At 72.6% G+C, this 15,222-nt stretch carries 11 protein-coding genes; 7 read left to right on the forward strand and 4 right to left on the reverse strand.

The annotated features are described in order from the left end of the window. Positions 1–94: 94 nt before the first annotated feature. Entirely contained in the window at positions 95–910 is an 816-nt protein-coding gene (locus tag E1165_RS15665) for a SigB/SigF/SigG family RNA polymerase sigma factor (protein ID WP_132392102.1), read from the reverse strand. A 134-nt stretch (positions 911–1,044) separates the two neighbouring features. On the opposite strand from E1165_RS15665, the gene E1165_RS15670 reads away from it, so the two are divergent. After that, positions 1,045–1,254, forward strand: coding sequence for a hypothetical protein (locus E1165_RS15670; RefSeq protein WP_132392104.1), 210 nt, complete (start codon positions 1,045–1,047; stop codon positions 1,252–1,254). Between the two features lie 53 nt (positions 1,255–1,307). Here E1165_RS15670 and E1165_RS15675 read toward each other — a convergent pair whose 3' ends face one another. Further along, positions 1,308–2,966 (reverse strand): FAD-binding dehydrogenase, encoded by a 1,659-nt coding sequence (locus E1165_RS15675; RefSeq protein ID WP_132392106.1) that lies wholly within the window; start codon positions 2,964–2,966, stop codon positions 1,308–1,310. A 214-nt stretch (positions 2,967–3,180) separates the two neighbouring features. Between E1165_RS15675 and E1165_RS15680 the strand changes: the two genes are divergently transcribed. From E1165_RS15680 to E1165_RS15700, 5 genes are all read left to right on the forward strand, one after another. Continuing rightward, positions 3,181–4,815 carry a copper resistance protein CopC gene (locus E1165_RS15680; protein ID WP_243704797.1) on the forward strand — a complete coding sequence of 545 codons (1,635 nt, stop codon included), beginning with the start codon at positions 3,181–3,183 and terminating at the stop codon, positions 4,813–4,815. Between the two features lie 199 nt (positions 4,816–5,014). Further along, complete coding sequence (locus E1165_RS15685; protein WP_132392110.1) at positions 5,015–6,028, forward strand: LacI family DNA-binding transcriptional regulator; 1,014 nt, start codon at positions 5,015–5,017, stop codon at positions 6,026–6,028. Between the two features lie 85 nt (positions 6,029–6,113). Beyond that, entirely contained in the window at positions 6,114–6,857 is a 744-nt protein-coding gene (locus tag E1165_RS15690; protein WP_132392112.1) for a hypothetical protein, read from the forward strand. Beyond that, positions 6,857–7,513, forward strand: coding sequence for a DUF6529 family protein (locus E1165_RS15695; RefSeq protein WP_371687349.1), 657 nt, complete (start codon positions 6,857–6,859; stop codon positions 7,511–7,513). The genes E1165_RS15690 and E1165_RS15695 overlap by 1 nt, the downstream gene beginning before the upstream one ends. Positions 7,514–7,532: 19 nt before the next feature. After that, entirely contained in the window at positions 7,533–8,012 is a 480-nt protein-coding gene (locus E1165_RS15700) for a Rieske (2Fe-2S) protein (RefSeq protein ID WP_132392114.1), read from the forward strand. Between the two features lie 127 nt (positions 8,013–8,139). Here the strand turns inward: E1165_RS15700 and E1165_RS15705 are convergent, their stop codons facing one another. Beyond that, positions 8,140–8,817, reverse strand: coding sequence for an SGNH/GDSL hydrolase family protein (locus E1165_RS15705; protein ID WP_132392116.1), 678 nt, complete (start codon positions 8,815–8,817; stop codon positions 8,140–8,142). A gap of 281 nt (positions 8,818–9,098) precedes the next feature. Here E1165_RS15705 and E1165_RS15710 point away from each other — a divergent pair, with 281 nt between their 5' ends. Further along, positions 9,099–10,352, forward strand: a complete 1,254-nt coding sequence (locus E1165_RS15710; RefSeq protein WP_132392118.1) for a hypothetical protein — start codon at positions 9,099–9,101, stop codon at positions 10,350–10,352. A 72-nt stretch (positions 10,353–10,424) separates the two neighbouring features. Here the strand turns inward: E1165_RS15710 and E1165_RS15715 are convergent, their stop codons facing one another. Then, a complete protein-coding gene (locus E1165_RS15715) occupies positions 10,425–15,164 on the reverse strand; it encodes a family 43 glycosylhydrolase (RefSeq protein ID WP_132392120.1) in 4,740 nt (1,579 codons plus the stop codon). Positions 15,165–15,222: the final 58 nt, after the last annotated feature.

A 15,222-nucleotide genomic window follows, 5' to 3' on the forward strand; every position in this document is an offset into this window, starting at 1 on the left:
GATTGTCGGGAACCCGAACGCCCGCACGGTCGCCGGTTTCTCGACGACGGGTGCGGGCGTGCGGTACGCGGGTGCCGGCCGGGCACCCGGCGGGTCAGTGCGCTTCGGCGAGCTGACCGCGCAGCTTCGTCAGTGCGCGGGCCAGCAGCCGGGAGACGTGCATCTGGGAGACGCCGACCTGCTTGGCGATCTCGCTCTGGGTCAGGTTGCCGTAGAAGCGCAGGGTGAGGATCTTCTGCTCGCGCTCGTCGAGGGTGGCCAGTGCCGGACCGAGGGCGACCCGCAGCTCGGCCAGCTCGAACTCGTTGTCCTCGGCGCCGAGGGTGTCGCCGAGTTCCGTGGCGCTGTCGCCGTCACCGATGGGGGTGGACAGCGAGACGGCGTTGTACGCCCGGGCGCCCTCCAGGCCCTCCAGGACCTCTTCCTCGGTGATCTCCAGGTGGGCGGCGATGTCGGCGACCGTGGGGGCCCGGTTCAACGTCTGGGTGAGGGTGCCGTTGGCCTCGGTGATGCGCAGCCGCAGTTCCTGCAACCGGCGCGGCACCCGGATGTTCCACGTGCGGTCACGGAAGTGCCGCTTGATCTCGCCGAGGATGGTCGGGATGGCGAAGCCGGCGAAGTCGACACCACGGGAGGCGTCGAACCGGTCCACCGCCTTGATCAGACCGAGAGCCGCCGTCTGGGCGAGGTCGCCGTGGGGCTCGCCTCGGCCGCTGTAGCGGGCGGCGAGGTGGTTGGCCAGTGGCAGCCAGGCCTCGATGACCCGGTCGCGCAGCGCCCGCCGGTCCGGGTGCGCCTCGGGAAGCGCGCACAGGGCCGCGATCAGCTCGCTGGCGAGAGACTCCTCACCGCTCACCGCCGAACGGGGCGTGTCGGTGCTCGTCGTCGGCGCGATCGTCGTCGTGGTCATGCTGCCCTTCCCGTCCTACGAAGATCGGGTGCCCTTCAGCACCGGTCGTGCCAGTCACACTAAACCAAACGGCCGCACCAATCAACCGAACGGACGATGGATGTAATACGTGAATCTGGACAAACGCCTTGGAGATGCCCGCACCACCGCTCTTTGCCGTCTCGGAGGGCGGCAACGCCACCGAGGTGTTCAACAACCCGGTGAACGCCGGCGACGAGGGCAGCGCCGCCTTCAAGCCGGGCACCTGCCACGGAGGCACGTACACCGGCACCGGGATGCTCACCGAGTCGGGCGCCGTCATGCGCAACCGAATCCGCACCCCGGACACCTTCCCCACCGGCTGAGCCGCGCCACCCGGCGCCCCTCCCGCTCAGGGACGGGGCGCCGGGTGGCGCTGTCAGCCGAGGGCCGCCGCCGCGGCCCGTCCCGCGGTACGACCGGAGAAGAGGCAGCCACCGAGGAAGGTGCCCTCCAGTGCGCGGTAACCGTGCATGCCGCCGCCGCCGAAACCCGCGACCTCGCCGGCGGCGTACACCCCGCCCAGCGGCTCGCCGTCGGGTCGCAGCACCCGGCCGGACAGGTCGGTGTGCAGCCCGCCCAGAGTCTTGCGGGTCAGCACGTGCAGTTGGACGGCGATCAGCGGGCCGGACGCCGGGTCGAGCACCCGGTGCGGGGTGGCGACCCGGACGAGCCGGTCGCCCCGGTAACGGCGGGCGTCCCGGATGGCGTGCAGCTGGGCGTCCTTGCCGAACGGGTGGGCGATCTCGCGGTCGCGGGCCTCGACGAGCCGGCGCAGCTCGGCCCCGTCGAGCTGCGGCCCGCCTGCCTCGGCGGCCAGCTTGTTCATCCCGTCGACCAGGTCCGGCAGGGTGTCGGCGACGACGAAGTCCGCCCCGGCGCGCATGAACGCCGCCACCGGCCCAGGCGCGCCGGGGCGGACCCGTCGCAGGACCTGCCGGACGCTGCGGTTGGTCAGGTCGGGGTTCTGCTCGGAGCCCGACAGCGCGAACTCCTTCTCGATGATCTTCTGGGTGAGCAGGAACCAGCTGTAGTCGTACCCGGTGCTGCGCAGGTGGCGCAGGGTGTCGAGGGTGTCGAAGCCGGGGAAGAGCGGAGCCGGCAACCGGCGTCCGGCGGCGTCGAGCCAGAGCGACGACGGGCCCGGCAGGATCCGGATGCCGTGCTGGGGCCAGATCGGGTCCCAGTTGCGCAGCCCCTCGGTGTAGTGCCACATCCGGTCCGGGTTGATGACCTGCCCGCCGGCCGCCTCGGTGATGGCGAGCATGCGGCCGTCGACGTGCGCCGGCACGCCGGCGACCATCCGGGCCGGTGGGACCCCCAGCCGCGCCGGCCAGGCCCGGCGCACCAGGTCGTGGTTGCCGCCGATCCCACCGGAGGTGATGATCACGGCCTGCGCGTCGTACCCGAAGTCGCCGACCGGCACCCGGGAGGTGCTGCGCCCCCGCGCAGCGTCGTCGGGTTCCAGAACGGTCCCCCGCACGCCGGTGACCGCACCGCCGGTGGTGACCAGTTCGTCGACCCGGTGCCGGAACAGCAGCCGAATCCGCCCCTCGGCCTCGGCCTGGCGGACCCGGCGGGCGAACGGTTCGACCACGCCGGGGCCGGTGCCCCAGGTGATGTGGAACCGGGGCACCGAGTTGCCGTGCCCGTCCGCCGCCGCCCCGCCCCGCTCGGCCCAGCTGACCACCGGGAAGAGCCGGTGGCCCATCCCCCGCAACCAGGCCCGCTTCTCGCCGGCGGCGAAGTGCACGTACGCCTCGGCCCACAAGCGCGGCCAGTGGTCCTCCGGCCGGTCGAAGGCGGCGCTGCCGGTCCAGTCCTGCCAGGCCAGCTCGACCGAGTCGCGGATGCCCATCCTCCGCTGCTCGGGTGAGTCGACGAAGAAGAGCCCGCCGAAGGACCAGTGCGCCTGCCCGCCGAGGTTCTGCTCCGGTTCCTGGTCCAGCAGCAGCACCCGGCGGCCGGCGTCGGCGGCCTCGGCGGCGGCGACCAGGCCGGCCAGCCCGGCACCGATCACGATGACGTCGGTATCCATCTGCCAGACGGTACGCACTCCGCCGCCAGAGTCATCGGCACCGAAGGACAAGATCCGCCCCCGGTTTTGTCATCCGGATGACAAGAGTGGCCGGTCTCCGACACGCGGACGGGCCGCGCGACCGGGCAGACCCGACGCCGACCGGCGTGCCCGCCACGGTGGTGAATTGGTCGCCGCGTTGAACCTTCCGGCCGCCGCGTCCGAACCAGTCTGCGTGCGTACCCGATCAGCCGCCCTGGGGCTGCTCCTGGCCCTGCTCTGCGTCCCGCTGGCCCCGCCTGCCCCGGCGTCCGCCCATGCCGTGCTGGTCGCCACCGCCCCGGCGCGGGACGCGGTGATCAGCGCCCCACCGTCGGAGGTGGTGGTCACCTTCAGCGAGCCGATCGCGCCCGTTGCCGGCCGGGTGCAGGTGCTCGGCCCCGACGGGAAGAAGGTGCACACCGGCGAGCCGGTGGTCCGGGGGGCGACCATGCGGATTCCGGTCCGGGTGCCGGACCGCCCACTCGGCACGTACCTGGTGAGCTACCGGGTGATCTCCGCCGACAGTCACCCGGTCGCCGGCAGCTTCACCTACTCCGCCGGGGCGCCCTCGGCGAGCCCGCCCCGGGCGGACGACGGGACCGATCGGCGACCGGCCGGCGCGCTGGTGCCCGCCGCCAAGTACGTGGGCTACCTGGGGCTCGTGCTGGCCGTCGGCCCGACGCTGCTCGCCGCCGGCCTGTGGCCCCGCCGTCGCCCCCGCCGACCGGCGGCCGTCACCGCGTACGCCGGACTGTGCCTGGTGGTCGCGGCAACCGCCGCCACCTGGGTCGGCCAGGCCGCGGACATGGTCGGCGCGCCGGTCGACGCGCTCACCCCCGGTGACCTGGAGGCGGTCGCCGACAGCGACGTCGGCCCGGTGCTCGCCGCGCGGGTGGCGCTGGCCGGTGTCGCCGCGGGATTGCTGCCCGCCGTGCTGTCCGGACGGGCCGGACGGTGGCGGGCGGCGTCCCTCGTGCTGGTCGCGGTGGCCGGGCTGGCGACCTGGCCGCTGGCGGGCCACCCGGTGGCCTCGCCGCTGCCGCCGGTCAGCATCACCGCCGCCGTCGTTCACCTCGCCGCCATGAGCGTCTGGGTGGGAGGTCTGTTCGGCGTGCTGGTGTTCCTGCTGCGCGGCACCCACGAGCGGGTGCTGGCGCGGATCCTGCCGGCCTGGTCCCGGTGGGCGACCCTCGCCGTGGGTTGGCTGGTCGCCACCGGCGTCGGGCAGGCCGCGATCGAGCTGGGCCGGCCCGAAGCCCTGGTCGGCACCACCTACGGACGGCTGCTGCTCGGCAAGGCGGGACTGCTGGCCGCCGTGCTCGCGGTCGCCGCCGGGCAGCGCCGGATGGTGCGCCGGAAGGTGGCGGCGGGCCGTCGGGGCCGGGTCGCGGTGGCCGCCGCCGTCGAGGTGGCCGCCACCGCCGTGGTGCTGGCGCTGACCGCCGTTCTCGTGCAGACGCCGCCGGGCCGCACCGCCGGCACCGAGGCCGCCCGGGTCGCCCGCGAGGGCGTCGCCCAGACCCTGACCTGCGAGCTGTACAGCCTCCAGTTCGACATCTACCCGGTGAAGGTGGGGGCGCCGAACTCGTTGCACGCCTACGTGTACACCCCGCAGGGGGTGGCGCTACCGGTCGCCGAGTGGACGGTCAGCCTGGCGCTGCCGGCCGCCGGCATCGAGCCGGTTCCGGTACGGGTGGAGACCCCGGAGCCGAACCACGGCAGCGCGGAGATCCGGTTCCCGGTGCCCGGCCGGTGGACGCTGCGGTTCACGGTGCGGACCAGCGACATCGACCAGGCCACCGTCACCACCGTCGTGCCGGTCCGCTGAGTCCCCGCCGGCGACGACGGCCGGAGCCGAAAGTTTCGGCCACGTTTCGGGTGTCACCCGTGCCGCCGCCCCACACCAACGCCCCGCCCGACCGGACGACGCGGGCCTGGCGACTCGGCCGACAGGGGCGCGGCCACCGACGACCGTCGAAACTTTCGGGGTATGCTGCCGACCTGGCCGGGCGACATCGGGAGCGGGTATGGACAACCAACGGGCCACGCTGGCGCAGATCGCCCGAGACGCCGGCGTGTCGGTGCCCACCGTCTCCAAGGTCGTCAACGGCCGGCCCGACGTCGCACCCACCACCCGGCAGCGGGTGCAGGCGCTGCTCGACGAACGCGGCTACGCCGGCCGGCCCGGCCGCCCCGTCGGCCGGGCCGGCCTGATCGACCTGGTGCTGCGCGACCTGGGCAGTCCCTGGGCCATGCAGATCATCGAGGGGGTCGAGGAGCACGCCCACCGGGCCGGCTTCGGGGTGGTCGTCTCGGCCGCCCACGGACGGCACCGCAGCCGCCCCGACCGGCGGTGGATCGAGCAGCTCTCGGCCCGCCGCTGCGACGGGGTGCTGCTGGTCCTGTCGGACCTGTCCGGCAGCCAGCGAAGCCAGCTCGCCGAACTCGGCATACCGGTGGTGGTGATCGACCCGGCCGGGCAACCCACCCCCGACATCCCGTCCGTCGGCGCCACCAACTGGTCCGGCGGTCTCGCCGCCACCGAACATCTGGTCGGCCTCGGGCACCGCCGGATCGCGGTCATCGGCGGCCCGGCGGACGTGCCGTGCAGCCGCGCCCGGGTGGACGGCTACCGGGCCGCGATGAACGCCGCCGAGCAGCGCATCCCCGCCGGGTACGTGCGCACCGGCGACTTCACCGCACCGTCCGGGTACCGGGAGACCCACGCCCTGCTCGACCTGCCCACGCCCCCCACCGCCATCTTCGCCTGCTCCGACGAGACGGCCTGGGGCGCGTACGAGGCCCTGTACGAGCGCGGCGTCCGGGTGCCGAACGACATGAGTGTCGTCGGCTTCGACGACGTCGACGGCGCGCGGTGGGCCATCCCGCCACTGACCACCGTGCGGCAGCCGCTGACCGAGATGTCCGCCATGGCCACCCGGATGCTGCTCACCCTGATGAACGGCGAGGAACTCGACAGCCGACGCATCGAGCTGGCCACCCCGCTGGTCGTCCGGCACAGCACCCGCGCCCCCGGGTAGGCCGCCGACCTCCGGGCGGTGGATCTGGCGCGGAATTGAACGACCGGGGCTCCGTCACCGTACGTACGGGTGAAGGGAGCTGCTGATGAAGCGCATCACCCCGTTGCTGACCCTGTTGACCGGGACCGGGATGGCGGCCGTGCTGTTCGCCATGAGCGCCCAGGCGGCGCCGAGTACGGCCGACCCGCAGCCGGAGGCCGCACCCGCCGCCACGGCCGAGGCCGCGCCGGAGGCGACGCCGGGCGAGCAGTCCGTGCCCGCCCAGCCCTCCGAGCAGCGCGGCCAGCAAGGGACACCGACGACCTCGCCACCCTCGCCGCGGGCCGGGGAGAAGGTGGAGGCGAAGAGGGTCACCACCAACTGGACCGGCCGGCTCGACGCGGGCCGCGCCACCATCGCGATCACCGCCAGCGGCGGCGAGGCGGCGGCGTACGTCTGCGACGGCAAGAAGCTGGAGATCTGGCTGCGCGGCACCGCGGCGGACGGCCGGCTGTCCCTGACCGGGAAGAAGGACGCGACGCTCACCGGCACGATCGACGGCCGAACGGCCGCCGGCGAGGTGGTCGTGGGCGGCAAGCGCTGGTCGTTCACCGCCACGGTGGACACCAGCGCCCGACCGGTGCTGTTCCGGGCCACCGCCGCGCAGCGCCGGGCCGGGGTGGACGGTGGGTGGATCATGCTGCCCGACGGTGGTCAGATCGGCGTGCTCACCCGCGACGGCACGCCCGTGCCGGCGCCGCCGCTCGACCCGGCCTTCGGCACTACCATCATCGACGGGCTGACGGTCCGGGCGGAGCCGGTGTCGACCGATCCGGGTGCCGGTGAGTGATGACCGGCCGTCGCAGGACCATCGCGGACGCCCGGCCGGGTGGGGAGACGGTGGACGTCCGGGTGCTGGGCAACCCGCTCGACGCGGGGCTGGCGGCACCCGACCTGCCCCCACCCGTCCCGGGCGGGGCCCGGCAGGGGTCCCTGTTCGTCCCGCTACTCGTCGGCGCCGCCGTCACGGTCGCGATGGGCGCGTACGGTCGGTACCACACCCCGACCGGGATCGCGGTCAACGTGGCCGGGTTCTCCAGCCCGTTGACGGTGAAGGTCTGGCTGGGCACCGGCGCCGCGGTGTTCGCCGTGGTCCAACTGTTCTCCGCGATGGCCATGTGGGGCCGGTTCGGTGACTCCTCGCCGTCCTGGGCGGGCCCGCTGCACCGGTGGTCGGGGCGGATCGCGTTCCTGCTGACCGTGCCGGTCGCGGTGCACTGTCTCTACGCGCTCGGCTTCGTCGACACCGCCCCGCGGGCGCTGGTCCACTCGCTGCTCGGCTGTCTGTTCTTCGGCGCGTTCACCACCAAGATGCTCGCCCTACCGAAGCGGGGACTGGCCGGTTGGGTGCTGCCGGTGGTCGGCGGCGTGGTCTTCACCGTCCTGGTCGGAGTCTGGTTGACCTCGTCGCTGTGGTACTTCGCCACGTTCGGCGTGGGTGTCTGAGGAGAGGAAAGGTACACGGATGAGTGACGACCAGGGTGCGGGTTGCCGGTCCCGGCGGGCGGTGCTGGCCTGCGCGGGGGCGGCCGGGGTGGGCGCCCTGCTGACCGGCTGCCAGACCTACGGACAGCCGCAACCGGTGCAGAACCAGCCGATCGGCAGCGCGGACGTGCCACCGGCGGCCCCGGCGACGGACGGTCCGGCCGGTACGGCGGCGGGGGCGCTGGCGACGCTGGCGGAGATCCCGGTCGGCGGCGGGAAGATCTTCGCCGCGCAGAAGGTCGTGGTGACCCAGCCGCAGGCCGGCACCGTGAAGGCGTTCTCGGCGACCTGCACCCACCAGGGCTGCACGGTCACCTCGGTCAAGGGCGGCCGGATCGTCTGTGGCTGCCACAACAGCCAGTTCGACATCAGCGACGGCTCGGTCAAGGGTGGGCCGGCCAACGCGCCGCTGGCGGAGGCCAGGGTGGTCGTCGACGGCGACGCCATCCGCCTGGCCTGAGGCGGTCCGGGCCGTACGCGGGGGGCGGCAGCGACCGGGGGGTCACTGCCGCCCCCCGCTTGCGAGGTGCCGGGATCGGGGGCCGCCCGCGCGGGCGCAACGGCTTCGCCCGGGACCGCCGGCCCGGTCAGACCGCCAGCCCGGCGGTGGCCGCCGGGGCCGGGTGGGCGGGCGGCGTGGCGTCGGGCACGACCGCCCGCAGCCAGTGCTGGGCCAGCAGCGCGTGCCCGGACGGGGTCAGGTGCACCCCGTCGTCGGTCCAGACCCGGTCGTCGGTGTCGGCGGCGGCGAAGGCCGCGTCGACCGCGACCAGCGTCGCGTCGAACTCGGCGGCGAGGCGGCGTACCACGGCGACCTTCGGGTCGAGGTCCTCCCGCCAGGCCCGCTGCCGGTCGTCGAGCGGGATGACGAACGGTTCCATCAGGACCAGTGCCGCGTCGAGCCGCTCCCGCGTCGTGCCCAGCACGTGCCGGTAGTCTCGTTCGAACTCCTCGACGCCGGTCGGGTCGTCGCTGTCGTACCGCCGCCAGGTGTCGTTGATGCCGATCAGCACCGACACCACCTGCGGGGCGAGCGCCAGGCAGTCGTCCTCCCAGCGGGCGCGCAGGTCGCGCACCCGGTCCCCGCCGATCCCCCGGTTGAGGAAGGTGACCCGGTGCGCCGGGTGCGCGGCGGTGAACCAGGCCGCCGCCATCATCGCGTACCCGCGGCCCATGTCGGCTCCGTCGGCGCGGTCCCGATCCGCGTCGGTGATGCTGTCCCCGATGAAGAGCACTCGCCCTTCGCGCGGCACCCGTACGGTCATCCGTCGCCTCCTCCGGCCGTCGTTTGGACCATGATGGCGACGATCGGGTCGCCCCGCCAGTGGGGTCGCGGCGCGGTGGGCGGACGGTGGTCCCACGACGAGACACGGCGGCGTGCCGCGACACCGGCGTATCGGCATGTCACCGCCGCGTCACGGCCGGTCAGACGGCCACTGTCCGAATTGACTTCATCGACGCCTATCACTACATTCCCGGTAACGGGAAAGCGCTTGCCGTCCCGCATTCCGGCGCTTCCATCACCACACCTCGCGAGGAGTTCCCGATGAGGCACTCGACCACGTACCGGCGGCCACGCCGCTGGCGCCTGGGCCTTGCGGCGGTCGCCGCACTGGCCCTGGCCGGCACCGAGGCGGCAGTGGCCGCCCCGGCCGCCGCCGCGGCTCCCTCCCTCGGCGGCGCGGCGGCCGCCGCGGCGTCCGTCGGCGCGGCGGCCGCGGCGAGCCGGGCCGGGCAGGTGGCCGCAGCCGCCTGCGGCAGCGGCACCTACCAGGCCGACGCCACCCTCAGCGGCAGCACCTGGACCGCCCGCAACGGCACCCGTACGGTCTACACCGGCACCGACATGCGTGCCGCCGTCCAGGCCGCGGTGAACAGCCTCACCGCCGGCCGCACCAGCAAGCAGCGGGTGGTGGTCCGGGGCTCCGGCTCGGTCAGCGCCGGTTCGCGCATCTCCCTGCCCAGCTACACCGCCATCGACGTCTGCGGCACGATCAACGTGACCGGCAGCGGCTCCGGCGACCAGGCACCGATCTACTCCCGGGGCACCACCCAGATCGAGGTCGGTTACCTCAACCTCACCGGCTCCCCGCTGTACGGCATCTTCCTGCGCAACGTCACCGGCGTCGTCCTCGGACAGATCGACATGCGGCTCTCCGGCGGGTTGGGCGTCCGCATCGACAACCGGGGCAACACCAGTCAGTGGACCCGCAACGTCCGCATCGACAACGTGTACGTCTCGGGAGCCCGCTCGCACGCCGTCGAGACGTACGGCGTGGACGGCCTCACCATCGGCACCGTCACGGTCCGCAACGTGGGCGAGTCCGGTCTGCTGCTCAACCAGACCATCAACGCGACGGTTGGCACCGTGGACGCGGAGAACGCCGGCACCGGCACCGGCTACGCGGCCTTCCGGATGGCCAACCGCAACGGCCGGGTCGGCTCCAGCTACCCGACCAACATCCGGGTCGGCACCGTCCGGGCCCGCGGTGGCGGTCGCGGGATCTTCTGCGTCTCCGAGTCCGGCGGCGCCACCGTCGACCGGGTCGACATCGCCAACACCGGCAACAACGCCGTCCTGATCGAGAACTGCTACGGCGTGACCATCGCGACGGGTGGCGGCACGATCAGCGGTGGCGGTGAGGTGCGGCTCGCCGAACGCACCTCGTTCCCCGGCAACCGCGACATCGCGCTGCGCAACTTCACCCTGGTGAACAACCGGATCGTGGAGAACCCGTGCGCGGACAACCTGACCATCAGCAACATCACGCTGAACAACTCGACGATCCGCCGGTGCTGACCGCCGGGTGAGAACGGCCTCGCCCGGCCGGGGAGATATCCCCGGCCGGGCGAGTCGCGTACGCCCCTGCCGTCAGCGGCCGGAGGCGGTGCTGTAGACCGCTCGGGTCCGCGCCGAGTCGGCGGTGCCCGGCTCGTGGCCCGGCCGGCTCGCGGTCACCCGCACGGACAGCCGCCGCCCGAGGTCCGCGGTGGTGGGCGTGTACCGCGCGGCGGTGGCTCCGGCGATCGGCACCCCGTCCCGCAGCCACTGGTAGGAGTAGGTGAGACCGGGCAGGTCCCACACACCCGTCGTGGCCTGGAGCGGCTGCCCGACCCGGGCGGAACCCCCCACGGTCGGCAGCACCCTCGCGGTCGGCGCCAGCGCCAGCACCTCAAGGACCCCCTCGGCGCCGGTGTTGCCCGCCACGTCCACCGCGCGGTAGCGCACGGTGTGCGCCTTGCCGTCCAGCAAGACCGGGGCCGTCCAGGTGGTCCACGCGCCACCGTCGAGCGAGTACTCGACCCGGGCCACGCCGGACTCGGCGTCCTGACCGGTGACGCTCAGCTTCCGGTCCCGCACCGCCGCCTCCGCCGTCGGCGCGGTGGCGTCCACCTTGACCTCCAGCGACCAGACCTCACTCCAGAACAGGTTGGTGCCCTGCGCCCGGTACTCGATCCGGTGCTGCCCGCCGGTCAACGCGACCGGCTCCCGGTACGGGAACCAGCCACCCCCGTCGATCTGGTACTCGGTCAGCCGGACCTTCGGACCGGCGGCGAGCGTCAAGGCCGCTCCCTTGCCGTACCAGCCGTCGGCGCCGGCCGCGGAGACGGTGGCCTTCGGCTGTCCGCCGTCGTAGCTCAGCGGCTCGATGCTGGACAGCGTCGGGACGACCTTCTTGATCGTGCCGTCGGCGTTGAAGTACATCCGGTCGATGGTGGTCTCCCGGTGCGTTCCGTCGCCACCGGGGATCGCGAACCGGTGGTAGACGATGTACCAGTCGTCGGTGCCCGGCACCTGGAGCACCGAGTGGTGACCGGTGCCGAGGATGCCCTGGGCGGGGTCCTTGGTGAGGATCTCGCCCTTGCTGGTGAACGGGCCCAGCGGGCTGGTCCCGATGCCGTAGCCGACCCGATAGTTCTCGCTGCGCGTGTCGTCGATCGACCAGGACAGGTAGTAGGCGCCGTCACGCTTGTGCATGAACAGCCCCTCCCGGAAGCCCGTCAGCCCGGTCAACTGCACCCGCTTGCTGACGTCGTACGAGATCATGTCGTCGTTGAGCGGCACCACGTACGGGGTGCCGTTGCCCCAGTACAGGTAGCTCTTGCCGTCGTCGTCGGTGAAGACGGCCGGGTCGATCTGCTGTGCGCCGTTGTAGTCGGCCTTGCTGACCAGCGGCTTGCCGAGCGGGTCGACGAACGGCCCGAGCGGCGAGTCGGCGACGGCGACGCCGATGTTCTGTTGGGCGGAGAAGTAGAAGTAGTACTTCCCGTTCTTCTCGATGGCGGCGGGCGCCCAGGCGTTGGTGTCCGCCCAGGAGATGTCCGGCCCGAGGTCGAGGATCGTGTCGTGCTCGGTCCAGTCGACCAGGTTGCGGCTGGACCAGACCTTGAACTTCGTGCCACTCCAGCCGGGGAAACCGTCGGTGGTGGCGTAGATGTAGTAGGTCTCACCGAACCGGACGATGTTCGGGTCGGCGTTGAACCCGGGCAGGACCGGCGAGCGCATCTGCACCGTCTTGACGGTCCACTCGCGGGTGTCCCCGGAGCCGCTGGTGACGGTGAGCGTCACCGGCGACGAGTAGTCCCGTGCCCCGGCGGGGCTGACCGTCGAGGTGGGGGCCACCACGTAGGTCGGGTTCAGCGTCCTCAGGTCGGTGCCCGGCTTGACCGGCAGGGTGATGGTGCTCGTCGCGGCGTCGATGATCGCGGGGACCTTGAGGCTGTCGAGTTCGACGGCCACCACGCTGGTGCCGTTGGCCCCGAGTCCGGCGACCTCGGCGTCGGTGAGCGCCCGGTTGTAGATTGAGAAGTCCCGCACCCGGCCCTTGAGGTACCGGTCGGCGGTGTACTGGGAACGACCGATGTAGTTGGCCGTGGTCCGGCCGGCGCCGATGTCCCCGGGCTTGTTGGTCAGTCCGGTCTTCTCGGCGACCCGCACCCCGTCCAGGTAGATCCGGGCGGTGCCGGCCGCGTTCAGGGTGTAGGTGAGCGTCTTCCACACCCCCCGGGGCACGGCGCTGCCACCGGTGACGGTCTGCTCGCCGGTCCAGTTCCCCAGACTGATGGAGGTCCGGTAGTTGTTGCCGGTGGTGAAGAGGTAGCCGTTGCCGATACCGCCGGAGTCGGTGTTGCCCAAACCCCAGATGAAGTACGGGGTGGCCTGGTCGGTGGCGATGTTGACGTCCATCGACACGGTGATCTCGTCGAGCCCGGCCATGATGTTGTCGGGCAGGTCGACGTGACCGTTGGTGCCGCCGAGGGCGAGGCTGCCGCCGCTCCAGCTGGCGTCGCCGGCCAGCTTCGCGTCGTAGCCGTTACCCGAGTCGTCGGCGACGGTGGTGCCGGTGGCCTGGTCGAGCGCGTAGTGGGCCACGACGCCCTTCGGGTTGGCGCGCACCGGCGGGGGCGCGTCGTTGAGGGCGTCGAGTTCCTTCTTGGTGACCGGGATGACCGTGCCGTGGCGCGGGCTGGCGGGCAGCCGGTAGCTCGCCGGCACCTTCCAGTCCGGGTTCTCCAGGTCGTTGGTGCCCAGCGGGATGTAGCCGCGGCCGCCGTACTCGTCGACGAAGAGGTAGTACTGCGAGCCCGAGGTGTCGCCCGGGTTGGCCTTGAACACCGTCGGGCCCTCGACGGCCGAGGTGCCGGCGTCACGGCCGATGCACGAGTCGAGCATCGACCAGGCCGGGTTGCCGGGCAGGTCCACGGCGGTCAGCGAGGCCGACTTCTCCTGGATGATGTCGGAGCAGCCGGTGCCGCCGCCGCCCTCGTCCTTGGTGAACCGGTAGTAGGTGTCGCCCTCGCGGATGACGGTGGAGTCGATGCGCGACTCGCCCCGGTCCTGCCAGATCGTCGCGGGGCTGAAGGTGACGAAGTCGCGGGTGGTCGCGGCGAGCATCCGGTTGTACGTGTTGCCGGTGTGGTTCGGGTCGTTCTCGGCGTACAGCTTGGACGCCCAGAAGACCAGGTACTCGCCACGGGCCTCGTCCCAGTACGCCTCCGGCGCCCAGGTGTTGCCGGCGGTGGGCGGCGAGATCAGCACGTGCCGCTGCTCCGACCAGTTGACCAGGTCGGTGGACTCCCAGACCTCCAGGTACCGGCTGCCCTGGCGTTGCGCGACGTCCCAGTCGCCGTTGCGGCCGATGGACAGGTCGGTGGCGATGAGGAAGAACCGGTCACCCTCCGGACTGCGGATCAGGAACGGGTCGCGCAGGCCCAGGGTGCCGTACTTCGACTCCAGCTTCGGCTGGCCACCGTTGAGTTCCGTCCACTGCAGGGCGTTGTTGCCCCGGCTGGCCGCGAAGTAGATCTTCTCGCCGGCGATGGAGTTGCCGGTGAAGTAGCTGAACGCGTAACCCGCGTAGGGGGCGGGAGCGGGCAGCTCGCGGACGGTCAGCTCGATGGCCCGCTCGGCGGTCGCCGCGCCGACGGTCACGGTGGCGGTGACCGTGACCGTCACGTCGCCCGCGCCGTGGGCGGGACGCTTGACCACCCCGCCCGGGGCGACGACCTCGGGGTTCGCGGAGCGCCAGCTGACGGTGGCACCGTGCAGCCCGGTGGTGGGCATGGTCAGGTTGCCGCGCACGTCGTCGGCGTGCACCAGGGTCAGCGCGGCGGCGGCCGCGTCGGCACGGGTCTGGTCCGACTCGTTGGGCAACACCGTGGCGGTGAACGTCTTCGTGCCGGTGGAGCCGCCCCGGGTGAGGGTGGCGGTCAGGGTCACTGTCGCCGGCCCGGCGGCCGGGGCGGGCCGGTTCACCACCCCGGTCGGGCTTATCGTGTCCGGGGCGCTGGAGGACCAGGCGATCGTGGAGCCGTACGTGCCGGTGGTCGGCAGGGTCAGGTTGCCGGTCACCGCCGTGAGGTCACCGAGGTCCAGCGCGGCGACATCACTGTCGACGCGGGTGGCGTCGGGCAGCGCGATCGCGGCCACCTCCTCGGCGTTGAGCGCCCGGTCGTAGACCCGGAAGTTCGCCAGCCGGCCCTTGAAGAGGCGGTCGGCCGCGTAGTTGGACTTCCCGAGGTTGTTGTTGGTCGTGGTGCCGTTGCCGACGGCGCTGGGCGCCACGGTGACGGCGGTGTTCCGGCCGACCTGCACGCCGTCCTCGTAGAGGGTGCCGGTGCTGCCCGTCTGCGTGTAGGTGATCGACTTCCAGACCCCGCGGGCGAGGTTGGCGCCCTTGCTGGTCACCTTCTCACCGGACCAGTTGGTCGTGGTGATGCCGGCCCGGAAGGCGTCGCCGCTGGTGAACAGGTAGCCGGTGCCGGCGCTGGAGGTGGCGGAGTTGCCCAGGCCCCAAATGAAGTACGGGGTCTGCTGGGTCGGGTCGACGTAGACGTCGACCGCGACCGTGATGGAGGCGAGCCCGGCCATCAGGTTGTTCGGCAGCTTGACATGGTCGTCGACCCCGTCGAGTTGCAGGCCGCCACCGGTCCAGGTCCCGCCGCCGACCAGGGTGCCGTTGTTGCCGCGGCCGGAGGTGTCGGTGACCGTGCTGCCGGTCGTCTGCTTCAGGTCGTAGCGCAGCAGCAGGCCGTCGGTCACGTCAGCGGTGGTCGCGGCGGCCGTGGCCGCCCCGGCGGGAAGCAGCGCGGCGAAGAGGCTGAGAACCACACCGGCCGTGAGTGGACGGAACCGGCGCGTGGAAGAAGCACGGGGGGCGGGGGAGGGT

Origin of the sequence: Micromonospora sp. KC723 (genome assembly GCF_004348595.1) — a bacterium.
In the GTDB taxonomy this organism is placed as follows: Bacteria; Actinomycetota; Actinomycetes; order Mycobacteriales; family Micromonosporaceae; genus Micromonospora.

Excerpts from the sequence above, each read along its gene's own strand:
- E1165_RS15690 (WP_132392112.1), top strand. The coding sequence starts at position 6,114 with ATGAAGCGCATCACCCCGTTGCTGACCCTGTTGACCGGGACCGGGATG.
- E1165_RS15710 (WP_132392118.1), top strand. The coding sequence starts at position 9,099 with ATGAGGCACTCGACCACGTACCGGCGGCCACGCCGCTGGCGCCTGGGC.
- E1165_RS15685 (WP_132392110.1), top strand. The coding sequence starts at position 5,015 with ATGGACAACCAACGGGCCACGCTGGCGCAGATCGCCCGAGACGCCGGC.
- E1165_RS15700 (WP_132392114.1), top strand. The coding sequence starts at position 7,533 with ATGAGTGACGACCAGGGTGCGGGTTGCCGGTCCCGGCGGGCGGTGCTG.
- E1165_RS15670 (WP_132392104.1), top strand. The coding sequence starts at position 1,045 with ATGCCCGCACCACCGCTCTTTGCCGTCTCGGAGGGCGGCAACGCCACC.
- E1165_RS15695 (WP_371687349.1), top strand. The coding sequence starts at position 6,857 with ATGACCGGCCGTCGCAGGACCATCGCGGACGCCCGGCCGGGTGGGGAG.
- E1165_RS15675 (WP_132392106.1), bottom strand. The coding sequence starts at position 2,966 with ATGGATACCGACGTCATCGTGATCGGTGCCGGGCTGGCCGGCCTGGTC.
- E1165_RS15665 (WP_132392102.1), bottom strand. The coding sequence starts at position 910 with ATGACCACGACGACGATCGCGCCGACGACGAGCACCGACACGCCCCGT.
- E1165_RS15705 (WP_132392116.1), bottom strand. The coding sequence starts at position 8,817 with ATGACCGTACGGGTGCCGCGCGAAGGGCGAGTGCTCTTCATCGGGGAC.